23 protein-coding genes are annotated in these 22,961 nt (G+C 51.8%); 5 read left to right on the forward strand and 18 right to left on the reverse strand.

Annotated features, from left to right (window positions below; translation table 11 throughout):
* The first annotated feature begins 68 nt into the window (after positions 1-68).
* Positions 69-1,820, forward strand: coding sequence for an extracellular solute-binding protein (locus Dvar_RS30775; protein WP_419656954.1), 1,752 nt, complete (start codon positions 69-71; stop codon positions 1,818-1,820).
* 15 nt (positions 1,821-1,835) lie between these two features.
* Here Dvar_RS30775 and Dvar_RS30780 read toward each other — a convergent pair whose 3' ends face one another.
* From Dvar_RS30780 to Dvar_RS30795, 4 genes are read right to left on the reverse strand one after another with little or no spacing between them, the layout of a single operon-like run.
* The gene (locus Dvar_RS30780; RefSeq protein ID WP_419656955.1) at positions 1,836-2,804 is read right to left on the reverse strand and encodes an ABC transporter ATP-binding protein; all 969 of its coding nucleotides are present in this window, start codon (positions 2,802-2,804) and stop codon (positions 1,836-1,838) included.
* 2 nt (positions 2,805-2,806) lie between these two features.
* A complete protein-coding gene (locus tag Dvar_RS30785) occupies positions 2,807-3,799 on the reverse strand; it encodes an ABC transporter ATP-binding protein (RefSeq protein ID WP_419656956.1) in 993 nt (330 codons plus the stop codon).
* Positions 3,799-5,415 (reverse strand): ABC transporter permease subunit, encoded by a 1,617-nt coding sequence (locus Dvar_RS30790; protein WP_419656957.1) that lies wholly within the window; start codon positions 5,413-5,415, stop codon positions 3,799-3,801. The genes Dvar_RS30785 and Dvar_RS30790 overlap by 1 nt, the downstream gene beginning before the upstream one ends.
* A 5-nt stretch (positions 5,416-5,420) precedes the next feature.
* A complete protein-coding gene (locus tag Dvar_RS30795) occupies positions 5,421-6,464 on the reverse strand; it encodes an ABC transporter permease subunit (RefSeq protein WP_419656958.1) in 1,044 nt (347 codons plus the stop codon).
* Between the two features lie 280 nt (positions 6,465-6,744).
* Here Dvar_RS30795 and Dvar_RS30800 point away from each other — a divergent pair, with 280 nt between their 5' ends.
* Entirely contained in the window at positions 6,745-7,944 is a 1,200-nt protein-coding gene (locus Dvar_RS30800; RefSeq protein WP_419656959.1) for a M24 family metallopeptidase, read from the forward strand.
* A 231-nt stretch (positions 7,945-8,175) separates the two neighbouring features.
* Here the strand turns inward: Dvar_RS30800 and rpsI are convergent, their stop codons facing one another.
* From rpsI to tolQ, 14 genes are all read right to left on the reverse strand, one after another.
* On the reverse strand, positions 8,176-8,571 hold the full coding sequence (gene rpsI, locus Dvar_RS30805; protein ID WP_419656960.1) for a 30S ribosomal protein S9: 396 nt from the start codon (positions 8,569-8,571) through the stop codon (positions 8,176-8,178).
* Positions 8,572-8,622: 51 nt separating this feature from the next.
* Positions 8,623-9,057, reverse strand: a complete 435-nt coding sequence (gene rplM / locus Dvar_RS30810; protein ID WP_419656961.1) for a 50S ribosomal protein L13 — start codon at positions 9,055-9,057, stop codon at positions 8,623-8,625.
* A gap of 319 nt (positions 9,058-9,376) precedes the next feature.
* A complete protein-coding gene (locus Dvar_RS30815; RefSeq protein ID WP_419656962.1) occupies positions 9,377-9,733 on the reverse strand; it encodes a bactofilin family protein in 357 nt (118 codons plus the stop codon).
* A gap of 22 nt (positions 9,734-9,755) precedes the next feature.
* Positions 9,756-11,057: a hypothetical protein gene (locus tag Dvar_RS30820; RefSeq protein ID WP_419656963.1), complete on the reverse strand. Its 1,302-nt coding sequence runs from the start codon at positions 11,055-11,057 to the stop codon at positions 9,756-9,758.
* 59 nt (positions 11,058-11,116) lie between these two features.
* Positions 11,117-11,929, reverse strand: coding sequence for an SAM hydrolase/SAM-dependent halogenase family protein (locus Dvar_RS30825; protein WP_419656964.1), 813 nt, complete (start codon positions 11,927-11,929; stop codon positions 11,117-11,119).
* A gap of 13 nt (positions 11,930-11,942) precedes the next feature.
* On the reverse strand, positions 11,943-12,983 hold the full coding sequence (gene ruvB / locus Dvar_RS30830; RefSeq protein ID WP_419656965.1) for a Holliday junction branch migration DNA helicase RuvB: 1,041 nt from the start codon (positions 12,981-12,983) through the stop codon (positions 11,943-11,945).
* 25 nt (positions 12,984-13,008) lie between these two features.
* Positions 13,009-13,632: a Holliday junction branch migration protein RuvA gene (gene ruvA, locus Dvar_RS30835; RefSeq protein ID WP_419656966.1), complete on the reverse strand. Its 624-nt coding sequence runs from the start codon at positions 13,630-13,632 to the stop codon at positions 13,009-13,011.
* Positions 13,633-13,687: 55 nt separating this feature from the next.
* Positions 13,688-14,185: a crossover junction endodeoxyribonuclease RuvC gene (locus tag Dvar_RS30840; protein WP_419656967.1), complete on the reverse strand. Its 498-nt coding sequence runs from the start codon at positions 14,183-14,185 to the stop codon at positions 13,688-13,690.
* Positions 14,186-14,209: 24 nt separating this feature from the next.
* Complete coding sequence (gene ybgF / locus Dvar_RS30845) at positions 14,210-15,031, reverse strand: tol-pal system protein YbgF (RefSeq protein WP_419656968.1); 822 nt, start codon at positions 15,029-15,031, stop codon at positions 14,210-14,212.
* Between the two features lie 276 nt (positions 15,032-15,307).
* Positions 15,308-15,901, reverse strand: a complete 594-nt coding sequence (gene pal, locus Dvar_RS30850; protein ID WP_419656969.1) for a peptidoglycan-associated lipoprotein Pal — start codon at positions 15,899-15,901, stop codon at positions 15,308-15,310.
* A 34-nt stretch (positions 15,902-15,935) separates the two neighbouring features.
* Complete coding sequence (gene tolB, locus Dvar_RS30855; protein ID WP_419656970.1) at positions 15,936-17,258, reverse strand: Tol-Pal system beta propeller repeat protein TolB; 1,323 nt, start codon at positions 17,256-17,258, stop codon at positions 15,936-15,938.
* Between the two features lie 69 nt (positions 17,259-17,327).
* Positions 17,328-18,233, reverse strand: a complete 906-nt coding sequence (locus Dvar_RS30860; RefSeq protein ID WP_419656971.1) for a TonB C-terminal domain-containing protein — start codon at positions 18,231-18,233, stop codon at positions 17,328-17,330.
* Complete coding sequence (gene tolR, locus Dvar_RS30865; RefSeq protein ID WP_419656972.1) at positions 18,233-18,673, reverse strand: protein TolR; 441 nt, start codon at positions 18,671-18,673, stop codon at positions 18,233-18,235. The genes Dvar_RS30860 and tolR overlap by 1 nt, the downstream gene beginning before the upstream one ends.
* A gap of 11 nt (positions 18,674-18,684) precedes the next feature.
* On the reverse strand, positions 18,685-19,398 hold the full coding sequence (gene tolQ / locus Dvar_RS30870; RefSeq protein WP_419656973.1) for a protein TolQ: 714 nt from the start codon (positions 19,396-19,398) through the stop codon (positions 18,685-18,687).
* A 242-nt stretch (positions 19,399-19,640) separates the two neighbouring features.
* On the opposite strand from tolQ, the gene Dvar_RS30875 reads away from it, so the two are divergent.
* From Dvar_RS30875 to Dvar_RS30885, 3 genes are all read left to right on the forward strand, one after another.
* Positions 19,641-20,210: an HD domain-containing protein gene (locus tag Dvar_RS30875; RefSeq protein ID WP_419656974.1), complete on the forward strand. Its 570-nt coding sequence runs from the start codon at positions 19,641-19,643 to the stop codon at positions 20,208-20,210.
* A 118-nt stretch (positions 20,211-20,328) separates the two neighbouring features.
* Positions 20,329-20,970, forward strand: coding sequence for a succinate dehydrogenase cytochrome b subunit (locus tag Dvar_RS30880; protein WP_419656975.1), 642 nt, complete (start codon positions 20,329-20,331; stop codon positions 20,968-20,970).
* Between the two features lie 75 nt (positions 20,971-21,045).
* Positions 21,046-22,959: a fumarate reductase/succinate dehydrogenase flavoprotein subunit gene (locus tag Dvar_RS30885; protein WP_419656976.1), complete on the forward strand. Its 1,914-nt coding sequence runs from the start codon at positions 21,046-21,048 to the stop codon at positions 22,957-22,959.
* Positions 22,960-22,961 lie beyond the last annotated feature (2 nt).

Here is a 22,961-nt window from a genome sequence, read left to right on the forward strand (position 1 = left end):
ATTGATGAAGGCATTGACACACAAATGCCAGCCCGTTATACTCCTTATGCAAAAATAAGGAGTCAGCAATGAAAACGATATTGGTCACCTGCTTGGTATTTATCGCAACAACTGGATTGGCCGCCCAGACGTTCTCTCCTGGCAGTTGGCAAGACACACCGGATCCGATTGCAAGTACGGACGCGGTTGTAGGCGGCGAGCTGTCGCTTTTTGCCGGACAATACCCCAAAAGTTTTAACTACTATCTGGACAACAATGCCTTTTCCTCCGAGCTATTCGGCACCATGTACGAAACCTTGCTGGGACGAAATCCCATCACGCTTCAGGAAGAACCCGGGCTGGCAAGCCAATGGACGATCTCCGATGACAAAAAGACCTTTACGTTTCAGATAGATCCCCGGGCACGCTGGAGCGACGGCAAACCGGTGACCGCCCATGATGTGCGCTGGACCTTCGACACCATCATGGACCCCAAAAATCTGACCGGGGTCCATAAGGTCAGCCTGGAGACATTTTATCCACCGGAAGTCTTAGATACCCATACCATTCGTTTCAAAGCTAGGGCGGTGCATTGGCGCAACCTGCTTTCGGCCGGCGGTCTACAGGTCTTGCCCAAACACATTTACAGCGGCAAGGACTTCAATAAAATCAATTTTGAATTTCCCGTGGTATCCGGGCCTTATAGAATCGGTACAATCAATGAGGGGATCTTTGTCACCTTAAACCGGCGCGACGATTATTGGAACCGTAATGCCAAACGCCTGCAGGGCGTCGGTAATTTTAAAACGCTTAAATACAATTTCTTTGCCGAACGATCCAATGCCTTTGAAGCCTTTAAAAAAGGCAAGATCGATATTTATCCCGTGTATACATCCCGCCTCTGGATGAAAGAGGCGCGCGGTAAAAGCTTCGACATGAACTGGATTATCAAGCAGAAAATCTACAATCATCAACCCCAGGGATTCCAGGGCTTTGCCATGAACATGCGCAAATTCCCCTTTGATGACCGTCGCGTGCGCCAGGCCATGGCCCACCTGCTGGATCGTGAGAAGATGAACCGCACGTTGATGTACAACCAGTACTATCTGCACAAATCATACTTCGAGGATCTTTACACCAAAGACAATCCATGCCCCAATCCGCTGATCCCCTTTGACAAAGCCAAGGCACGGGAACTGCTGCGCCAGGTCGGTTGGGTCGCCAATCCCAAGACCGGGTTGCTGGAAAAAAAGGGTCGAAAATTCTCCTTTCAATTTTTAACCAGGGATCAAACCAGCGATAAATTCCTGGCCATTTATGCCGAAGATCTCAAAGATGTGGGCATTGAGGTAAAAATCGATCGCAAGGACTGGGCCGCCTGGGCGCGGGACATGGACGAATTCAACTATCAGATGACCTGGGCTGCGTGGGGTGCCATCGTGTTCAAAGACCCGGAAGGCATGTGGGCTTCTAAAGAGGCGGATCGCAAAGGCGGCAACAACATCACCGGATTCAAGAATGCCAAGGTTGACGAACTGATCGAAAAACAAAAAACGATCTTTGATGTTCAAAAACGCCATGCCATGGTGCGGCAGATCGATCAGATAATCTATCAAGACTACCCTTATGTGCTGCTATGGAATATCAATTGCGTTCGGCTCTTATATTGGAATAAATTCGGCACCCCCGACACGGTCCTGTCCAAATATGGCGATGAACGCAGCGCCTATTTCTACTGGTGGCTTGACGAAGATTCCAAGGCCGATCTGGCCGATGCCATGCAGTCGGCCGTCCCCTTGCCGCCCAGAGATCCCTCAATCATTTTTGATGAGCGATTTTAAGCCATAATTAACGCGCTATCGATGACACCAGACCTGATGATCCGGAGTTCCCTGCGGTTGGGGTGGATGGTCACGGCAGGTCTCGTCGGCTTTCGCGCATATGCCGTAAAACGGGCATCCGCTGACCGCTACAGGGTCTGAGAAATCTTCCTCATCGAAGTCCTCCTCCCCCGTTGGCTGCTCGCCCACCACCGGTACGGCGGCAATCAGCTTCTGGGTATAGGAGTGCAGTGGATTGGCGATCACCTTGTCGGTAATCCCCATTTCGACCAAACGGCCGCGGTGCATGACCGCCACACGGTCGGCGATATGGCTGACCACACTCAGATCGTGTGAGATAAAAAGATAGGATAGCCGGTGACTGTCGCGCAGATCCATGAGCAGGTTGATGATCTGCGCCTGCACCGACACATCCAGCGCACTGACCGGTTCATCGCAAACCACAAAAGCCGGCCGCAATGAAATGGCGCGGGCAATGTTGATGCGCTGGCGCTGGCCTCCGGAGAATTCATGGGGATAGCGGTAGACCGCATCTTCATTGAGTCCGACCTCCTTGAGCAATCGCGCGGCATGCGCTTTTCGCGATCCCTCGAGCAGGTTGAACTCCCTTACTCCTTCGGTGACGATATCAAGGATGTTCATACGCGGGTTGAGCGAAGACAAGGGATCTTGAAAGATGATCTGCATGCGCCGGCGAAGTTCTCTTTGCGCCTTGGGCGTCAGACCGGCAATATCTTGTCCGTCAAAGACAATCTTGCCGCCATGCGGTTGCTCGAGCCCCATCAGGGTTCGGCCGAGGGTGGTTTTGCCGCAACCCGACTCACCCACCAAACCAAGGGTCTCCCCATAACCGACCTGAAAGGAAACGCCGTCGACCGCCCGCACATGGTCAACCGTGCGGGACATAATCCCGCGCTTGATTGGAAACCAGGTCTTCAGATCAGTTACGCTGAGCAACGCTTGTGGATGATCAGATATCGGCATTGTTATTCCAGACGGCCCTCAACCAGCTTGCGGGCAACGAAACAAGCGGCCTGATGGCCGCCATTTTCAATGTTTTCAAGTGTGGGCGCTTCGGCTGCACATCGATCAACAGCATACGGGCAACGATCCCGGAAATGGCAGCCGCTTGGATAGTTAAAAGGCGATGGCACATACCCCGCAATGGCGGGCAGACGCTTGCTGCTTCCAAACAGGGTCGGGATCGATTGCAAAAGCCCGCGCGTGTAGGGATGGGCGGGATGCTCGAAAATTTGTGCCTTGGTTCCGGATTCAACTATAGTCGAGGCATACATCACCAGCACCCGGTCGCACATTTGCCAGACCACCCCCATATCGTGGGTGATCAACAAGATCGAGGTCTTCTCTTTTCGCATCTTTTTGATCAAATTAAAGATCTGAGCCTGAATGGTAACATCCAATGCCGTTGTCGGTTCATCGGCGATCACCAACGCCGGATCCTGCATCAGGGCCATGGCAATCATCACACGCTGCTGCATCCCCCCGGAAAGCTCGTGCGGATAAGCTTGCATGCGTTGCTCCGGATCGGGGATGCGCACCTTGGCCAGCCACTCCCGGCCGATTTGCATGGCCCGCTGCTTGTCCATATTGCTGTGCAATTGCAACACTTCGGCCAACTGCTGACCGATACGCTGCAAGGGCGACAATGCCGACAACGGCTCCTGAAAAATCATACTGATCGCGCGCCCTCTGATCCGGCGCATCGCTTTGATGTCCAGTGCCAAGAGGTCAGAGCCGTTGAACACGATTTTACCGGAGGTAATTTTCCCCGGTGGCGATGGGATCAGGCGCAAAATGCTCAGGGCACAAACCGATTTCCCGCACCCCGATTCGCCCACCAGCCCCACAATTTCACCGCGATTGACATGCAAGGAGACATCATCAACCGCCACAAACCGACCCTCATCAGTTGCAAAACTGACCGTCAAGTCGTCAACCTTAAGTAGTTCAGCACCCATTATTCCAGCCTGGTATAACGTTTCGGATCATAAGCGTTGCGGACCCCCTCACCGATAAATACGCCCAAGAGCATGACCACAAAGAGCGCCAGGGAAGGATAAAGGATCAGCCACCACGCCCATCGATATTCCTGAGCCTGAAAAAGCAGTTCCCCCCAGCTGGGTGTTGGCGGCGGCAGACCAAAGCCCAAATAATCCAAGGCAGCCAAGGCACCGATGGCGCCCACCAGTGAGAAAGGGAAAAACGTAATCACGGGGATCAAACCGTTGGGTAGAATGTGGCGAAAAATGACCTTGGCAGAGGAAATTCCCATGCATTTGGCCGCCTCGACAAAAGGCTGCTTGCGCAGGCGTAAAAACTCGGCCCGCATATAGTAGGATATTCCGATCCAGTTAAAAATCCCATAACAAATAAGCAGCAGCATAAAACTGCGCCCGTAAACCGAACCGAGCAAAATCATGATATACAAAAAGGGCAACGCACTCCATATCTCGATCAGGCGTTGACCGGTGATATCAATCAACCCACCGTAGTAGCCCTGCAACGCACCGGCGATAATCCCCAAGACATAGGAAATCAGAACGAGTAGCAAGCCAAACGTCATGGAGGTTCGCAAACCATAAAGAATGCGTGCCAGCACATCCCGGCCGGCCCCGTCCAACCCCATCCAGTGGCCCTTGACCGGTCTGAAAGGAAAATGCACATCTTCCTTGAAAAAACTCGCCACGTAGGCGCTACCGTCGATGGTCAGTTTGTATGGCTCCACCGGGGCTTCAAAGCGCAGGGCGATCATCCGGCGCAATGCCTCTTTTTCTTCATCGGAAATCCGGTCCCACACTTCAGAAAGAGAAGTTGCGTCGTCACTTTCAATCTCAAGGCTGCGATTGAAAGCCAGCTGGGTGCTTCGTTTTTCCTTTGATCCAGCCGGCATCAGTTCACGAATCGTTAAGCGAACTGTCTTTGGGGACTGGCGTCGTTTTCGAAATGTTGAAAGTGCTATGTTCATTGGCTTTTCGCCGAAGTCTTGAATGGTCCGCGACAGGCGTGGGGCGTCCTGGTTTGCAAAGCGCCGGGCAATGGCGTTTTTGACATCGGCGGGCAGCTCAAAATAGGTTTCAACCGACTGGCCGCGCAATGCGTTATCCGTCTGATCAAAAACAGCGCCGACCCGGAAGGCGCGTTTGATGTTGAAATCATGGCGAATATCAAGGGTTCCAACCATGGGTTGGCGGGCAAACTGGAGGGTCACCCGATCCGCCACCTGGACATCCTGATGATCCAGGCTGGCTAAGGGGCCGTGGGGCAACAGGGTAAACACCATATAGTTTTCCGGATGATCTTTGAATGCGGGGCTCTGATTGATATGCCAATAGTCCGGCCTAGTCAGTTTGCCGCTGCCGGTAAATGTGTCGTCCGGATAGAATTGAAGGACCGGGAAATAAGACTTGCCGTTGAAATGTACAACCAACGGCGCGCTGTTGCAGATCAGCTCGGCCCCCAGGCTCAGGGCGTAGAGCCCAATTAAAATCCAAAATGAGAAATAGGCCCGCTTGAGTTCCTTAAAACGCTTCAGGCGCTTGAGCGCCAATGGATTTTTAATCAACCTGGAAAACATAGGCCTCAGTTTTCGCGAAAGGTTATCCGTGGATCAATAATCACATACAAAAAATCAGACAAAATATTACCCAGAAGCCCCAAAAGCGCGGTTAGCGACAAAATCCCCATAAACACCGGATAGTCCCGGCCCACGATGGCCTCAAGGCTCAGCCAGCCCATGCCTGGAATTTCAAAGACCTTCTCAATAACCACCGACCCGGCAAACATAACCGTTAAAATTGAGCCAAACCCCGTGGCAATGGGAATCAAGGCGTTACGCAGGGCATGCACCCAGATGGCCCGGGTAAAGCTGCCGCCCTTGGCCAGCACGGTGCGGATATAATCCTTGTTGATCTGTTCAAGCAGGGAATTTTTCATCAACAGGGTCAAAATGGCAAAATTACCGATCATGTAGCACAAGACCGGTAAAAACATGTGCATGAAGATATCCTTTACTTTCCCCCCCAAAGACAGGTCCGCAAAATTCGCTGAATAAAACCCCGAAACCGGAAAGATGTCCCAGGCCCATTCCACCGTCCCGCAAAACAGCATTTTCAAAACCATACCAAAAGCAAAGGCCGGAATGGCGTAACCGATGAAGACCACCACGCTGGAAAAAAGATCGAATACCTGATCGTGTCGCAACGCCTTTAATATCCCGAGTGGTACACAGATGAGATAGGATAAAACAAAACCTGTGATGCCAAAAATGAGTGAAACCTTAAATCGTTCTTTAATGACCTGCCAGGTGGTTTTATTGGGAAATTTGTAGGACGCCATCTGCATCCCCAGCCGGTCACCCACCAGCCATTTCCAGTAGCGCTTGTAAAAAGGCTGATCAAAGCCAAAATGGGCTTCAAGGGCCTTGCGTTGCGTCTCGGTTATTGATGCCCGGGCATCGGCACCGCCTCCGGCTTCACCACTGCCGAGCCCTTTCATTTTAACGATCGCCTGTTCCACAGGTCCGCCGGGAACAAACTGAATCAACGTAAAACAGAGCAGCGTAATCCCGATGAATGTCGGCACCACCAGGATCAATCTGCGAATAAAATAATCCAACCGTTCCATACCGTCCTCGTTGCGTCATCGGACGCCTTTAGCTGACGATAAACCGAAGTGGGTAAAGCTTACCACCTTTTGAGAACTAAGCAGAAAGAGAAAATCCGTTTCGTTTACGGAAGTCTGAAATTCATGATAAAGATTAAGTAAAAGCGCGGTCGAAGTCAAGAATAAGCCCATTGCTGTACCGGCGGATAACTTGACTTATCAATATCGGGCAATACGTTTTCCTGCATGGCGCCGGCCCATTTCACCATGTTCATCATCCTCACGAAAGGATTGTTTGCATATGATTGAACAGAATCTTTCCACGCCCAAGCAAGAAATTGATGCGCGCATCCAAAAATTCCAACGCTGGCTGGTGGCGGAAGAAATCGATGGCGCGATGATCTTACAAAATGCCGACCTGTTTTACTTCGCCGGCACCATTCAGCAAGCCCATCTTTATATCCCGGCCCAGGGCCGTCCCCTGCTCATGGTACGCAAGAGTTTTAAACGGGCCCAGACGGAATCCCCTTTAGAGACCATTGTTCCCCTGCCCCGCCCAAAGGAGATCATGGCCATCCTTAACGATCATGGTCTGCAGCCGCCGAGCGTGATGGGCATGGAGCTTGATGTGCTGCCCGCCAACCACTATTTTTCCTACACCCGATTGTTTACCGGCACTCAAATTCGGGACATTTCCATGGGCATTCGCATGCTCCGGTCCATCAAGTCGGACTACGAACGATCGCTGATCCGCGAGGCGGCCGCCCTTTCCGATCAAGTGGCTGAACTGGTGCCGGGCTTGATCAGGCCGGGTATCACTGAAATTGAACTGGCCGGGCTGATCGAGGCTCAGGCCAGGCGCCTGGGGCATCAGGGCGTGATCCGCATGCGGTTGTGGGGGGCGGAAATGTTTTACGGGCACCTCATGGCCGGTCCCGCTGCTGCCGTGCCCAGTTTTCTGGCATCGCCCACGGGCGGCGCGGCGGTCAATGCGGCGGTGGCCCAAGGGCCCAGTTTCCGGAAAATCCAGGCCCACGAACCGATCCTGGTCGACTACATGTTTGCCTGGAAGGGATATCTGAGTGACCACACCCGGATTTTTACCATTGGTACGCCCCCACCCGATCTGGTGGACGCCCATGCCCTTATGCTGGACCTGCAGGCACAGATTAAAGCCATGGCAACGCCCGGCACAATCGCCGGCGATCTGTACGAGGCGGCTGTAAAGATCGCCAATCAAAAGGGGGTGGGCGATCATTTCATGGGTGTCGGGAAGAACCGCATTCGCTTCATTGGCCACGGTATCGGCCTGGAGGTGGATGAATTTCCTTTTCTGGCCAGCGGTCAAAAACTGCCTTTGCAGGAAAACATGGTCGTTGCCCTGGAGCCCAAATTGATCTACCCGGGAATCGGCGTCGTCGGGATCGAGAATACCCATCTGGTCACCCCATCCGGTTTAGTATCGTTGACCCATGCCAAGGAGCAAATCGTTTCGGTCTAATGAAGACGGATTCGTAACAAGCCCGATATCGGCGTTACGCGTATCCTTCGTCACTGCGGAGTACGAAAAGTACGCCTCATTCCTCAGGATTCGCAAGCCTTGATCTCGGGCTTGTTACGAATCCGTCCGAACGGGAATTTTTTACGAGTTCATCAATGAAGATTTGAACACGAAAAGGGAGCAGACATGGGCCTGCTCCCTCTTTTGTGGCTTAATCGGATATAAAAAATATTAACGTTTGGAGAACTGGAACCGTGCGCGAGCACCTTTTTGCCCGTATTTCTTGCGCTCTTTCTCCCGTGGGTCGCGCTTGACAAATCCAGCGCGTTTCAAGGCCGGACGCAATTCGGGATCGAAAAGAATCAGTGCTTTGGTAATACCGTGACGCACGGCACCGGCCTGACCGGAGATCCCCCCACCGTGAACTTTGATTTTGATATCAAACGCATCCATGTTATTGGTCAGACTCAACGGCTGACGCAATATGGTCCGCGCCGTTCCAACGGTAAAGTATTCGTCGGCGGGTCGATCATTCACCGTAATGGCACCCGTTCCGGGTTTGATCCACGTTCGTGCGATGGCGTTTTTGCGTTTTCCGGTAGCGTAATACAATTTTTCTGTTGCCATGAAACTCCCCAGTCGTCGATCTTGCTTTCTTTTTGATTAATCTTGTGGGTATTAGACGCTCATTGATTCCGGCTGCTGGGCCTCATGGGGGTGCTGGTCGCCGGCATAAACCTTCAGTTTCTTGAATATTTTTCGGCCCAGGCGATTTTTGGGAAGCATTCCCTTCACAGCAAACCGAATCACGTCTTCGGGCCGCTTTTCGATCAATTTTCTGGCCGTGATCGTTTTCAAACCGCCGATGTATCCACTGTGGCGATAATAATTTTTCTGATCCATTTTTTTGCCGGTGAGAACCACTTTTTCGGCATTGATCACCACTACGGAATCACCGAGATCCGCATGCGGTGTGTATAGCGGATTGTTCTTACCGCGCAGCGTGGCGGCGACTTTGGATGCCAAGCGGCCAAGCACGGCGCCTTCGGCATCGACAACCCACCACTTGTTCTCATTATCTGCGTTTGTTCCACTGTAAGTATATTTTTTCACCGTTTAGCTCCTGTTCGTTTCATAGAATCTGGGTTTATTATTAGAAATAATGGTGGGTGTCAAGGAAAAAGTTTTCCGTTCAGCAATTGTAATTATGCCATGTCAAACCTTCCGATTACGAGCACCGCATAGCTTAAGCACGAGCACGACGTGCATTGGCGTTTTTCGTGCTCATGCTCGTGCTCGTAATCGTAATCGAGCACCATTTTTTACTATCGATCGAAGAAATTCCCGCTGAAAACCTTCAAAATTACAATTGCTGTTCACCGTTATCGCCACGGCTTCAAAGCCGGCAAGGACCGCCACCCTAAGATAAAATTTATTTTTTACCGCGGCCCTTGCCCTGTTGCGGCCCTTTACAGCTTACCCTGGCGTCCAGCCGACCGCCTGCTTCGACGACCAAATCGCCACAACTGATTTCACCTGAACAATTCCCGGTTGCCAGAATCACCAATTGTCCTGAAATGTCCAACTGGCCCTCAAACTGACCGCCAATGGTCATGGTCTGCGCTTTGGTCTGCGCAGTGACATGTCCTTCTTCACTGATGACAACACTCTCCCCGCTCAATGTTCCCTTCACAGATCCTTTAACGACCAAGTTTCCCCTGCCCACCAGGGATCCGTCAACCGTCATGCCTTTGTCGATAATGGAAAACTTGTTGTCATCGTTTTTCACATTGACGCTCCTTTCCTATCGATTAACGATTCAGACGGACGGGATAGGCTTTTTCCAAAAGCATGCCGCCATCCATACCAAAAACATAAACAACCGCATTGTCGAACACTGACGGATCGTTTTCCGTGGACGCCTCGATGGTCATGTTTTTGAATCGGGAAATCTTGAAAGGCTTGCCTTTCGCAGGGTACGGTTTGCCGCTCATCATGGCGCCATCGGGCAAGGCCAGCCACGTCTCGGGACTGATTTGCTCATTTTTTAACACCACCACACAGCGACCGGTAACGGGAGAAGAACGGGAACCGGTGTTACTGACCTGAAACATAGCCCGGAGGATTTTCGTCGACGTGTCGTACTGCATCTTGAAACGATCCACAGCAATGGTCAATTCGGCAGCTTCCCCGCCAACGGCGGTTTCGGATCCGGATGGAGCCAGCGACAGGGCAATGGGAAAATCTTTTTCCAAAAGGATCGCCCCGGCATCATCGAAAACATAGACGGTGGCCGTGGTGAAGGAATCAGATCGGGTGCCAACGGTCGTTTCCATGTCCATGTCAATGAAACGAGAAATTCTAAAGTTGTTGCCCTTCTTTGGGTCGATCTTGCCGTCTACCAGAGCATCATCCGGCAACCCCATCCACGTGTCTGCATCGGCGGGATCACTTTTCAGTGCCACAACGCACCACCCCTTTACCAGAGAAGATCGCGGGCCAGTGTTGCTTACCCGGAAGGTTGCCTTCACGCGGCCTTGGGAAGCGCTGTGATCGAGTTTCATTTCGCCAACGGCAATCGTTGGCGGTTCGATGGTTGGGGCTTTCCTTTCCAAATGGATATCGCGGCCCGCAACTTCCGGAACAGCAGATGCTGTCGGCTCAATGGCACGCTCGCTGGCCTGAACCAAAGCAGATTTTTGATTGGCTGCCGATACCCGTTGTTCTTGTTCATCCGCTGTGATTGCGTTCGGTGTCTGGGGCGCATCTGCTGTTTGCTCAGTCTTTGCCAAGGCGGTAGGCAGCTGACGATCGGGAACCGGCAAGCCGGCCTTTTCCATGCGGGCCTCGGCCAGTATCAGTTCAGTAATCACAATTTCATTTTCACTTTTATAGCGGGCCGCCTCCTCCCTGGCCAGGGCGAGCTGATCAATCGTTTGTCGGTGGCTGATCTTTTCCTCGGTCAGCAACCAGCCCAGTCCGGCACAACCCACCCCCGCAACGATCAATAAAACAAGCAGGGTCAGCGCAATCCCTTTAATATGCTTGAAAGGAATGATTCGTCCATCATCGGCGACCAGCAAAAGCTGCCATCGCTTTTCAGGTGTAGTCATGAATCAGGCTTCCTTTTGGATAGGGTGCACCGCCATCAGGATTCACCGTATCCAATGCGTTAGTCTTTAATGGTTACAGTTACCCGGACCGTATCCTTTTTATCAACGCCCAACAGGTGATGCGCACTGCCGCAGTTGACCGAAATCTCAAGCAACCCACGGCTGCCAACGATGGCCAGGGGCATGTGTTGCGCGCCTTGCTGGTAGTCCGTTGCGATGCCGTGAATGCATCGCTTGGCCAATTGCACATAAATGGCCGAGCCCGGGAATCGGTGCTGCAATTGCTCGAGAGCAATTTGATCGATGTTGGTCAGAAGGTTACCAAAACGGTCGATGGCCACCACCTGGCCTTCAATCACGTGCCTGGATGGAAAACGGCATCGGGGAACAACACCGGTTACCATCGTATGTCGGTCAACAATCGGTCCCAGTTGATGCAAATCCAATCCACAGGCCAGATGCGCGGCCACTGGCGCAAAGATATCCCGTCCATGAAACGTTTGACTCACCGGGCTTAAAAAGTACCGCTTATTTTCGACGGAAACGACCGTTGCATCCGTTTGAACGTCCAGCACCCGCTCCAACAACCCGTTGTCCGGCGCTAAAAAACGATGACCGGCCGCTTCCACAGCCAGGATGCGGCGCCCGCTGCCGACGCCCGGGTCCACGACCGCCACATGGATCGTACCGGACGGAAAAAAGGAAAACGCTGCGGCGAGAATAAATGCGCCATGGACCACATCCTGGGGATCGATTTGATGGGTAACATCCACCGTCCGAACATCGGTGTGGATACCGGCAATAACCCCCTTTATCACGCCGACATACTCGTCATCGAGCCCAAAATCGGTTAAGAGGGTAATCAATGCCATACATATCACCTTTTTAGAAAAGCTTTTGCTGAACCGCGATGCCCAAATGGTGATAGGCCGTCTCCGACACCCGGCGCCCTGAAGACGTCCGGATGACCATGCCGATTTTTAAAAGATACGGTTCAACCACATCCACCAGGGTGTCGCTTTCCTCCTGCAAGGTTGCAGAAATCGCCTCAATGCCCACCGGTCCGCCACCATAGTAATCGATAATCGTTTTCAGATAGCGGTAGTCCAACCGGGTGAGCCCCTTCTCGTCGACCCCTTCCAAGGCCAGGGCCGCCTCAACCGTGGCTTTGGTGATGAACCCATCGGCACGGACCTGAGCATAATCCCGAACCCGCTTGAGCAGACGATTGACGATTCGAGGGGTTCCCCGGGACCGTTTGGCCAATTCCATTGCCCCCGGCGTGTCAATGCCCACATTCAAGAGCGCCGCCGAACGGATGGTGATCTGCACCAGATCATCCAGACCGTAAAAATCGAGACTGCGGAAAATGCCGAATCGGTCCCTGAGTGGCGCGGACAGCAACCCCACCCGCGTCGTGGCCCCGACCAGCGTGAAGCGTTTCAGCCGATACCGATGGCTTCGGGCGTGAATGCCTTTGTCGAAAACAAAGTCAACGGCAAAATCTTCCATAGCCGGATATAAAAATTCCTCAACGGTCTTGGGTGTGCGATGAATTTCATCGACAAAAAGAACATCGCCTTCGCCCAAATGGGTGAGAATCCCGATCAGATCCCCCCCTTTTTCCAGCGCCGGTCCTGAGGTGACGGTCAGACTGCCGCCCATCTCATTGGCAATAATGTGGGCCAGGGTGGTCTTTCCCAATCCGGGCGGTCCATGGAAAAGAACATGTTCCAAAGGCTCGGACCTGATCTTGGCGGCTTCGATGGCGATCTTGAGCGTCTCAACGACCTCGGCCTGTCCCACATATTCATCGAGCCGCTCGGGGCGTAAAGAGAGAATATCCGGGTCCCGGTCATCGGGTTGGATGCCGCCATCAACAATGGCTGTCTGTTCCGATCGGTGTGTGAGGATTCGCTCCGGCATTTTTAGATCCAGAATTTATCGTCGTTCATTGTTCGCTTTGTTGCCCCCGGTAAATTTCATCGAACAGTTGTTCCGCCGTGCTGATGTCTTTGCTGCGTCGCATGGCGTCGGCGATCATCTGCCTGGCATCGGTTGTTTTGTGTCCCAATTGCGCCACCAGCACATCCATCACCAACTCGGTGAAATCCTCATCCACGGTTGTTGGCACCTGGTCCGTTTCATGTTTGATCAGGGCAAATTTATTCATTTTGCCCTTGAGCGTGGCAATGATTTTATGTGCCGTGCGATCTCCGATACCGCTCAACTGTTTCAGCGTTTTAACATCGCCGCTTTCAATGGCATGGGCGATATTACCCACCGAAATATTCATCGCCTTGACGGCTTTGAGCGGCCCGATGGCCTCGACGCTGATGAAATATTGAAAAAATTCTTTTTCGGCTTCCAGGCGAAACCCAATCAGGACCGGTTTGGGCTGTCTTTCCGTTTGATAGTAATAGATATACAGTGAAACTTCATCCCCGATATCTTTTTCGGCCAAGGTTTCCATGACGATAACGGGTACGAGGATTTCGTACCCAATGTGGTTGACCAGAAGTAAAATTCGATCCTGGTCTTTTTTCATCAATCGGCCTTCAAGGTATCCAATCATCGTATTTTTATCCAGACAAAGCGGTCACTGCATTCGCACAGGGGTTACCATGAACTTAAAAATCAGCGCCTTGATTCATATCATATCGAAACAGACCAATCAGGGCCAGTCCCAGCGCATCCGATGCATGAAACGGTCGAATCGGAGCTGGCGCGCAGATGGATCGCCTTACCGCCCGTTCGAGTTGAGCTTTGGTGGCTCTGCCATTTCCCGTAAGAATTTGCTTGGCCTGACGCACCGGCACTTCGCTCACCGCAATGCCGCTTTGGATCCCGGCCAGGAGCAGCACGCCGCACACCTTGCCTAAAACTATGCCCGACTGGGGAAATTTTTCAAGGGAAAAGACATCCTCAAGAACCATCAGGTCGGGTTTTTCATCGGCCAACACTTGGCTGATTTTAGCATAAATCTTCTCCAGCCGGCACCCAACGGGCGCTTTCTTAGAAGTCGAAATCGCTCCATATGCATAGCTATGGACCGTTACGCCACACCCTTGCACAATACCAATGCCTGTATCTGCCAAGCCGGGATCTATTCCGATCACTTTGATCATATGCGACGATTGACTGTTGGTGCTTTAAAGAGAGTTGAGCTTTTTTTTAGCGATCCCTGCTTCATTGGAGCTTGGATATTTTTCTACCACTTCTTTGAGTAACAGGCGAGCATTGTTGGTTTCACCAATGTTCAAGAAGGAAAGCCCCTGCTTCAACAGCGCGGCAGGGATCTTGTTACCGGAAGGGTAATTCTCAATCACTTTTTGATATTCGAGGATGGCTTTTTCATACCACTTTTCGTTATAATATGTTTCTCCGATCCAGAACTGGGCGTTATCTGCCTGTTGAGATTTGGGATAGGTAGCGATCAATTTCCCAAAACCTTTCCGGGCCGCCTCCATATTCCCTTGATCGTAACTTTTTTTCGCCTCCGCATAAAGTGTCTGATCCGAGGTTGACGATTTCTTTGAAGCTGGCGGGGTTGGCGATGGCGTCTTCTTTTTTTGCGTTTTACCGCCGCCTTCAAGGTTCAGATATCCTTCAACGATAGCAAGGCGTTTTTTTATGTCCGCCATTTCGGCGGCCAATCGATCCATCCGATCACGATTTTTCAGCTGGTTGTCCTCAGCGCCTTTGAGCTTCTGGTTGAGCAGATATTCCATCTGTTCGAGACGACCAGAATACAGTTGTGTCTCCTGGCGCCAGGTTTCGAGATCAGCAGCCAATGACGCATATTTACCGCGCAGCGCCAATTCGTCATTGCGAAGGTTCTGGTCCATTCCCTCAACACGGCTGCTGATCTTCTTTTTTGTTTCAATCAGCTCTTGACTGCGTTTTTCGATCTCACGGTTCTGCTTCTCCAACTCCAGACTTCGCCGTTCCAGGGCTGACAGACGATGGTCCATGGTGTAGATATCATCCTGAATGGCGCAACTGCAAAGCAGCACGATTGCCACAAGGCTAATCGAAAGGGGTATACGCATGATAGCCTCCCATGATCATTGAAAGGCGGCACCTGCCGTTGGGGAGGGTGCGTGGTGCCGGCCCAGACAAAAAAACCTAAGCTGAGCGATTGTCGAGCTTGCCGCATCTACGTTGAAACGCTCAGTTTAGGAGAAAATATGCAGCAATCGATAAACGCATTGCTGCATATTCGCTGGGATTCCTTGATTTATTGAGCTTTATTGTAAAACAAAAGTGGCGCGTCTGTTTTTCGCCCAGGCTTCTTCATTATGCCCCATGTCAACGGGTTTTTCCTCACCATAGCTGATGATCGTCATCCGTGAATCGGAAAGACCCAAATTCACGAGAAACATTTTTACGCTTTCGGCACGACGTTCGCCCAATGCCAAGTTATACGCATTGGTGCCTCTTTCATCGCAATGTCCTTCGATGACAACATTGGCATCCATGTTGTCCTGCAGCCAAACCGCTTTTTGTTTTAAAAGTTCTTGCGCCTGGTAGTCCAAGGTGGATTCGTCGAAGGCAAAATAGATATTTTCGTTGAGGAAACTATTTTTTGCCAGCATCCGTTCCCGCTCCTCAGCTTCAGCTCTGAGCTGTTCCGCGCGTTCGGCTGCCAAGCGCTCCTCCTCAAGCTGCCGTTGCCGCTCCAGTTCCCTTTGTTTCTCCAATTCCGCCTGGCGTGCCGCTTCCTCTTCGGCAGCCGTGTCTACCACGGGTTCCGTGGAAACACTCTTCTTGGCGCAGGAAACACTGAATAGCATGGCAGGAACTACCAACACCATCACCAAAAGGATCCATTTTTTCTTCATCTTGCTCTCCTCCTTTTTTCGGGTACAAAAATATTCATGGGTTGATGATATTCATAGACCACTTTGGGTTGGTTTGCTCACCGGGCAAGGTGAGCAAGCGTTTCTGGTCGGTTCCGTAAGCGGTCATCACGTAAAGCCGACTTTTCCCCTCTCGTGTAGAGCTGAATGCGATCAGGCTGCCGTCGGGGGACCAAGCAGGCGCCTCATTGTTGCCTTGACTATCTGTAAGCTGGAGCGGTTCACCGCCGTCGGGGTTGATGGTAAAGATGTTAAGAACGCCATTGTTCATGGCTGAGTATGCGATTCTGTCTCCCTTGGGAGACCAGCTGGGCTGTGTATTATAGCGCCCTTCAAACGTTAACCGCTGCACACGACCGGAATCCGTGTCTAAAATAAAGATCTGTGGATTACCGGCTCGTTTTGAAACAAACGCCATGCGCTTGCCATCCGGCGACCACGTCGATTCAACGTCAATTCCAACGCTATTTGTCAATCTTTTAATAACTTTCCCATTTCCGGTCAACAGATAAATTTCTTGGTCACCGGAAAATGAAAGACTGGCAGCCAGTTCAAATTTTCCGGGAACCCACGCTGGTGCAATCTGCAGACCGGGTTTGTTCAGCCGAGCAAGCCGCTTTTCATGCACATGCCGAATCTGAATTTGCGGCCCTTTTCCGGCATATGTCGTGTAAGCGATCCAACGGCCGTCCGATGACCAGTCAGGAAATAAAGAAATACTATTATAGTGAGTGAACTGTTCAATGTTCGACCCATCAAAATCGCACAAGTAAATTTCTTTATGCCCGGTTCCATTGGAAACAAAGGCAATCTTTGAGGAAAAAAAACCGCGGTTGCCGGTGACGGCATAGACCACTTCGCTGCAAAAACGTCGGGCCACCAAGCGATGATCGCCCACACGCCCCCGATATCGTTTGCCGACCACCAGCTGCTGCTTGACCGTATCAAATAAACGCATATCAAATTCAATCCGCCCCCCTTTGGAGGCAACACCGCAGGTAATCAACAGTTCTGCACCAATAACGGTCCAATTTCGATAGCGGATACCATTGCCCTTGATATCCATTGTCTGCGGATTCTCTAGAAACGCGCCAGGGTCAATAATCGTGAAGTAGCCGGTAAATTCCAGGTAATCGTTCAATAATGTTGAGGTATCCGCAGCTATTGTTCGGGCGGCGGAATCATCAGTCAGCGTTTTGAACGCCGGCACCGCAATGGGGGTTTTGCGTAAAAAAGGGTTGGAGATATCGATGTAGTTGTACTGCGCAGCGTGGCTGGGGGGGGGCAGCAGTACCATCAGCAGCACAAAAGTCAGGACTGTCAATTGGTGTCGACCCATACAAACACAAAAATCCTTTGTTATTATCGTCTTTTTCATCAAAAAAAAGACGGTTAATTCAGGCAAGAGTTATCGAATGCCTTGGGGAGTAAAACGGATACCCATTTCCACATACGGTTGATTTAACCCTTTGGGATGGCTATCCACCGGATTGGATTTCACAATGGCCTTGTAAGCCGAATCATCCAGGTGCGCGTTCCCGGACCGGTCAGTAAAAAAAATATCCCGAATTTCGCCATCGGGCATGATCTTGAAAACAATGGCGGCAACCAACGATTGATCACCCCCTGCCAATGCTTCATTAAAGGCCCATTGTTTCTGGATTTGAAAGGCAACTTCAAGGCGATACAGATCGATCAACTCGGCCTTGCGTTTGCCGGCTTCACTGAATTTGCCCACCTTTGCGCCAGCATGATCGCTTTTTTGACCGGATCCGCTGCCCGATGCCGTCGCTTTGGCAGCCTCTGTTTTGCCCACCTGCTTACGCAATCGCTCCAAAGCCGATTTGAGCATCTCTGGTGAAGATGCCTGTTCCTCTGTTTCGGAAGGCGGACGCTTTTTTTTCTCTTCCATCTGCTCAAGGGCATGTTTGACCACCTCAGCAGATTTGAAAGTCTTTTTTTTCAGCGATGTTTTTGGTTTAGGGGCCGGTATGACCCTTTTTTCTACCGGTTTTGCCTGCGATTTGGGAGGGGGTGGTTCGGCCACCGCTTTTTTTTCGGTTTTTGGTGACTCGGGTGTGGTGGCAGGGGGCGCGGTCGTTTCCTGGGGCGCTGTTTTTAAGGATACCATGCTGACATTGATCACTGATTGCGCCGGCGGTGTTTCAAGATGCAAGCTGGGCGTAAACGCAATCACGGCCAAGAAAATGATGTGACAAATCAGCGACAGGGTCAGTGGATAAAACAGTGCTATCTGGCCATCACCATTCAGGTCTCGACGGAAAGCGCCCGGAACGCGGATTTTTTTGTTCATCAGCCTTTCTTACCAGAGGACGTCCCGTTTTTCTGATCATCGAACGGATCGGTTACCATACCCAGTTTCTCCACGCCGGCAGCTTTTATCTCGGCCATGACAGACACGACCATACCGTAGGAAACATCTTTATCCGCACGAAAAAACACCTCCCGGTCGGTTTTTCCCTGAAGAATTTTTTCCAGTTTCTCCTTGAGAAAATCCATGCGGACTTGAAAATCGTTGATATAGATATTGCCCTCCCGGTCAATGGTCACCGTGAGGTTTTCTGTTTCCGTCACCATTTGTTTGGCGCTCACTTCCGGAAGGGCCACATCAACCCCCTGCACCATCATGGGTGCAGTGACCATGAAAATAATCAACAACACCAGCATCACGTCCACAAATGGGGTGACATTGATGTCCGACATGAGCCGGTCCGTGCCACTGCCGATTGCCATATGACCTCCTTTTATCTCAGGATATCACGATCGAGAATATTCAGAAAGTCGGCCGAAAAGCTGTGCAGTTCAGTCTCGATCACGCGGATTTTCTGCATAAAATGATTAAACGCGATAACAGCGGGAATGGCAACACCCAGTCCAGCAGCCGTTGCGATCAGTGCCTCGGAGATACCCGGCGCGACAACGGCAAGGCTGGCCGATCCGCGCTGGCCGATTCCGTGAAAAGAATTCATGATTCCCCATACCGTGCCAAATAGCCCGATAAACGGCGTGGTATTGCCGGTGGTGGCCAGAAACGGGACCATCTGGGTAAGACGGGTCATCTCCGTGTTAATGGCTCGCCTGAGGGCGCGCTTGACATTTGCACTGCCTGAGAACTCATATTTCGAGGATTTTTTTTCACCTTCGCTCATCCCCCCCTCACCCGGCTTACCACTTGGATTCAGCTTACGCAGCTCTGCATACCCGATTCGGAAAATGCGCGCCACAGGACTTCCGTCCAATTGTTTGGCCTTCGTGAAAGCACTGGCCAGATCCCTGCTTTTCCAAAAATAATCGACAAAAATATCCGATTCTCTGAAGGCCCTGCGAACATAGCGCATCTTGATGATGATAATGGCCCAGGACATGACCGAAAAAAAAAGCAGCAAAAGTAACACAAATTTTACCATCAGACTGGCATTGCTGATGATATGAATGTAATCCATTTGGGCAGAGGGCATTTCTCTCTCCACGATTTAGGCGTAAGCAGGCTTGATCGACGCTGCGGATTGAAAGCGATCGGCAACGCGAAAGACGGGTATGTTCAATGGTTCACAACCCCTTGAAAAACATTTTATATAACTATACAAGCCATCTGACGGTGTCAAGCAGTTTGACATTTGAAAACACCACGGTTCAAGGCTTTGCGGCTATCTCACCGGCCACCAACAATGACTAAAGATGAGAAAGAAGAGGTCTTATCATGAATCGCATCACAGAGTTTCTTTTTGAAGCCATGCTGCTCAAACGCGTACAGCGCACCGGATATCAGTTTCTCGGCCCCGGAAAAGAGTCTGTTGCCGAACATACCTTTGGTGTCATGTGCATTGCCTGGGCCCTGGCCAAACTGAGCCCCGAGGCGGATCCGGGTCGGCTGCTGACCCTGTGTCTGGTCCACGACCTACCCGAGTCTCGTTTAGGAGACCTCAATTATGTTCAAAAACAATATGTTGTGGCAAACGAGAACAAGGCCGTGGACCATATGACCCAGGGGCTGCCGTTTGGACAGGAAATCAAGGCGCTGATCGATGAGTTCAATACCGGCCAGACCCTTGAAGCCAGACTGGCTCGTGATGCCGACCAACTGGCCTTTTTGCTGGATCTTAAAGCCCTTTCTGATATGGGATATACCGCCCCCCCAAAATGGGCCACGCATGTTCAGGCACGTCTTCAAACCTCGGTCGGCAGAGACCTGGCGGATGAGATGGCTCAAACCGAGTGGGATTCGTGGTGGCTCAAAATTTTTATTGACAGAAACACTCCTGAGCAATAAGTACTGACCCTTGTTCATTTATTTCCCGACATTTGGAAGTCATACTATTTTAGCGCTAGTTTTGCGTGTATTAATCATAGATTCTTGGCACTTGGCAATCAAACAAAGGGAGGCAACGATGAACTGGATTACCGGCACGCTGGGGTCGTCCATCGGTAAAAAGCTGATGATGGCCATAACGGGAATTAGTTTCTGCGGATTCCTTGCGGCTCACTTGGCAGGCAATCTGACCATTTATGGAGGTCAAGAGGCATTTAACAGTTATGCGGAACACCTCCACTCACTGGGTCCGCTGGTCACGGTGGCGGAAATTGGCCTTTTGGCTTTCGCCTTGGTCCATGTGATCACTGGACTGGTTCTTTTTCTGGGCAATCTCAAAGCCCGTCCGGTACGCTATGCGGTCAACAAGTCCGCAGGCGGCCGTACCCTGGGGTCTGCCACCATGCCTTACACCGGGGTGATCCTGCTGGCATTTATCGTATTTCATTTGCTCAATTTTCATTTCGTGGACAAGACCGATACAACGATTTTCAACATCGTTTCCAATGCCTTTGGTAATCCGGTCTACGTGGCGATTTACATCCTATCCATGATCGTGGCCGCCGTCCATGTCAGCCACGGATTTTGGAGCGCCTTTCAGACCATAGGGGCCAATCATCCCAAATACATGCCGCTGATTCGGACACTGAGTATCGTTTTTGCGGTCGTCGTAGGCATCGGCTTCGGCTTTCTGCCCATTTACATTTTCCTCCTGGCCTAATTCGGTTTCGGCCAAACGCTAACCAAAAATATGTAGGGGTTAACCATACTCAACAAAGTCCAGAAAGGAAAGACCATGGCTCTTGATTCCAACATTCCCGGTGGACCGATTGCCGAAAAATGGGATCGGCACCGTTTTGAACTGAAACTGGTCAATCCGGCCAATAAACGCAAATTCGACGTGATCGTCGTGGGTACCGGTTTGGCCGGTGGGTCGGCATCGGCCACACTGGCCGAATTAGGCTATAATGTCAAAACCTTCTGCATCCAGGACAGTCCCCGTCGGGCGCATAGCATCGCGGCCCAGGGGGGGATCAACGCCGCCAAGAACTATCCCAATGACGGCGACAGCATCTGGCGACTTTTTTACGATACGGTCAAAGGGGGCGACTTCCGTGCCCGTGAAGCCAATGTACATCGTCTGGCCCAGGTCAGCAACAACATCATCGATCAATGCGTGGCCCAAGGCATCCCCTTTGCCCGGGATTACGGCGGCCTGTTGGCCAACCGCTCCTTTGGCGGCGCCCAGGTTTCGCGAACCTTTTATGCCCGGGGCCAAACCGGACAGCAGCTGTTGCTGGGCGCCTATAGTGCATTGATGCGCCAGGTGGCCGCGGGAAAGGTACAGATGTTTCCCCGCCGAGAAATGCTGGACGTGGTGGTGGTGAACGGTCATGCCAAGGGAATTATCACCCGTAATCTGGTAAGCGGAGAAGTTGAACGCCATGCCGCTGACGCGGTTGTGCTGTGCACCGGTGGCTATGGGAACGTTTTTTTCCTGTCTACCAACGCCATGGCCTCCAATGTAACGGCAGCCTATCGGGCCTACAAAAAAGGAGCCTTTTTTGCCAATCCCTGTTTCACCCAGATCCACCCCACCTGCATCCCGGTACACGGCTCCTTTCAAAGCAAGCTGACCCTGATGAGTGAAAGCCTGCGCAACGATGGACGGGTGTGGGTCCCCAAAAATCCGGGGGATAAACGGTCCCCCCAACAAATCCCCGAATCAGAACGCGATTACTACCTGGAGCGCAAATACCCCAGTTTCGGCAACCTGGTCCCCCGCGACGTGGCTTCACGCAACGCCAAGGAGCAGTGCGACGCGGGAAAAGGCGTGGGAGAAACCGGCTTGGCGGTATACCTGGATTTTGCCGACGCCATCAAACGCGACGGCAAGGCTGTAATCGAGAAAAAATACGGCAACCTGTTTCAGATGTACGAAAAAATCACGGCCGATGATCCGTACCAAACCCCCATGATGATCTACCCGGCGATTCACTATACCATGGGTGGGCTGTGGGTGGATTACAACCTGATGAGCAGTCTGCCAGGCCTTTTTGTACTCGGTGAGGCCAACTTCTCCGACCACGGTGCCAACCGCCTGGGGGCCAGTGCACTGATGCAGGGGTTGGCCGATGGATATTTCGTGCTGCCCTATACCATTGGCGGCTATCTGGCCGGAACGCCCAAAATGGATGTGACCACCAGTCACAAAGCGTTCAGTGAATCGGAAAAGCAGGTAACCGAGCGTATTACCCGCCTTTTGGGAATTAACGGCAAACGCACAGTGGACGACTTCCACAAGACCCTGGGTCGCATCATGTGGGATTACTGCGGCATGGCCCGTACCAACGAAGGGCTCGCCATGGCCCAAACCATGATCCAGGAACTGCGCGATGAATTCTGGAAGGATGTCAAGGTCCCCGGAAATAGTGCCGACTTCAACCAGAGCCTGGAACGTGCCGGCCGGGTGGCCGACTTTCTGGAATTTGCCGAATTGATGATTATCGACGCCCTGGATCGCCAGGAGTCCTGCGGCGGCCATTTCAACGAACGGTTCCAGACCGAAGAAAACGAGGCCCTGCGCGATGACGAAAATTTCTGCCATGTGGCGGCCTGGGAATATACAGGCGTTGGAAAGCCGCCGGCATTTCACAAAGAGCCTTTGGTATTTGAAAACGTCAAACTTACGCAAAGGAGTTACAAGTGACA

The sequence above is a fragment of the Desulfosarcina variabilis str. Montpellier genome (assembly GCF_048565275.1).
In the GTDB taxonomy this organism is placed as follows: Bacteria; Desulfobacterota; Desulfobacteria; order Desulfobacterales; family Desulfosarcinaceae; genus Desulfosarcina; species Desulfosarcina variabilis.

Bases quoted from the DNA above. Each gene is read 5' to 3' on its own strand.
- Dvar_RS30775 (WP_419656954.1), top strand. From the start codon at position 69: ATGAAAACGATATTGGTCACCTGCTTGGTATTTATCGCAACAACTGGA.
- Dvar_RS30780 (WP_419656955.1), bottom strand. From the start codon at position 2,804: ATGCCGATATCTGATCATCCACAAGCGTTGCTCAGCGTAACTGATCTG.
- Dvar_RS30785 (WP_419656956.1), bottom strand. From the start codon at position 3,799: ATGGGTGCTGAACTACTTAAGGTTGACGACTTGACGGTCAGTTTTGCA.
- Dvar_RS30790 (WP_419656957.1), bottom strand. From the start codon at position 5,415: ATGTTTTCCAGGTTGATTAAAAATCCATTGGCGCTCAAGCGCCTGAAG.
- Dvar_RS30795 (WP_419656958.1), bottom strand. From the start codon at position 6,464: ATGGAACGGTTGGATTATTTTATTCGCAGATTGATCCTGGTGGTGCCG.
- Dvar_RS30800 (WP_419656959.1), top strand. From the start codon at position 6,745: ATGATTGAACAGAATCTTTCCACGCCCAAGCAAGAAATTGATGCGCGC.
- rpsI (WP_419656960.1), bottom strand. From the start codon at position 8,571: ATGGCAACAGAAAAATTGTATTACGCTACCGGAAAACGCAAAAACGCC.
- Dvar_RS30820 (WP_419656963.1), bottom strand. From the start codon at position 11,057: ATGACTACACCTGAAAAGCGATGGCAGCTTTTGCTGGTCGCCGATGAT.
- Dvar_RS30825 (WP_419656964.1), bottom strand. From the start codon at position 11,929: ATGGCATTGATTACCCTCTTAACCGATTTTGGGCTCGATGACGAGTAT.
- ruvB (WP_419656965.1), bottom strand. From the start codon at position 12,983: ATGCCGGAGCGAATCCTCACACACCGATCGGAACAGACAGCCATTGTT.
- ruvA (WP_419656966.1), bottom strand. From the start codon at position 13,632: ATGATTGGATACCTTGAAGGCCGATTGATGAAAAAAGACCAGGATCGA.
- Dvar_RS30840 (WP_419656967.1), bottom strand. From the start codon at position 14,185: ATGATCAAAGTGATCGGAATAGATCCCGGCTTGGCAGATACAGGCATT.
- ybgF (WP_419656968.1), bottom strand. From the start codon at position 15,031: ATGGACCATCGTCTGTCAGCCCTGGAACGGCGAAGTCTGGAGTTGGAG.
- pal (WP_419656969.1), bottom strand. From the start codon at position 15,901: ATGAAGAAAAAATGGATCCTTTTGGTGATGGTGTTGGTAGTTCCTGCC.
- tolB (WP_419656970.1), bottom strand. From the start codon at position 17,258: ATGGGTCGACACCAATTGACAGTCCTGACTTTTGTGCTGCTGATGGTA.
- Dvar_RS30860 (WP_419656971.1), bottom strand. From the start codon at position 18,233: ATGAACAAAAAAATCCGCGTTCCGGGCGCTTTCCGTCGAGACCTGAAT.
- tolR (WP_419656972.1), bottom strand. From the start codon at position 18,673: ATGGCAATCGGCAGTGGCACGGACCGGCTCATGTCGGACATCAATGTC.
- tolQ (WP_419656973.1), bottom strand. From the start codon at position 19,398: ATGCCCTCTGCCCAAATGGATTACATTCATATCATCAGCAATGCCAGT.
- Dvar_RS30875 (WP_419656974.1), top strand. From the start codon at position 19,641: ATGAATCGCATCACAGAGTTTCTTTTTGAAGCCATGCTGCTCAAACGC.
- Dvar_RS30880 (WP_419656975.1), top strand. From the start codon at position 20,329: ATGAACTGGATTACCGGCACGCTGGGGTCGTCCATCGGTAAAAAGCTG.
- Dvar_RS30885 (WP_419656976.1), top strand. From the start codon at position 21,046: ATGGCTCTTGATTCCAACATTCCCGGTGGACCGATTGCCGAAAAATGG.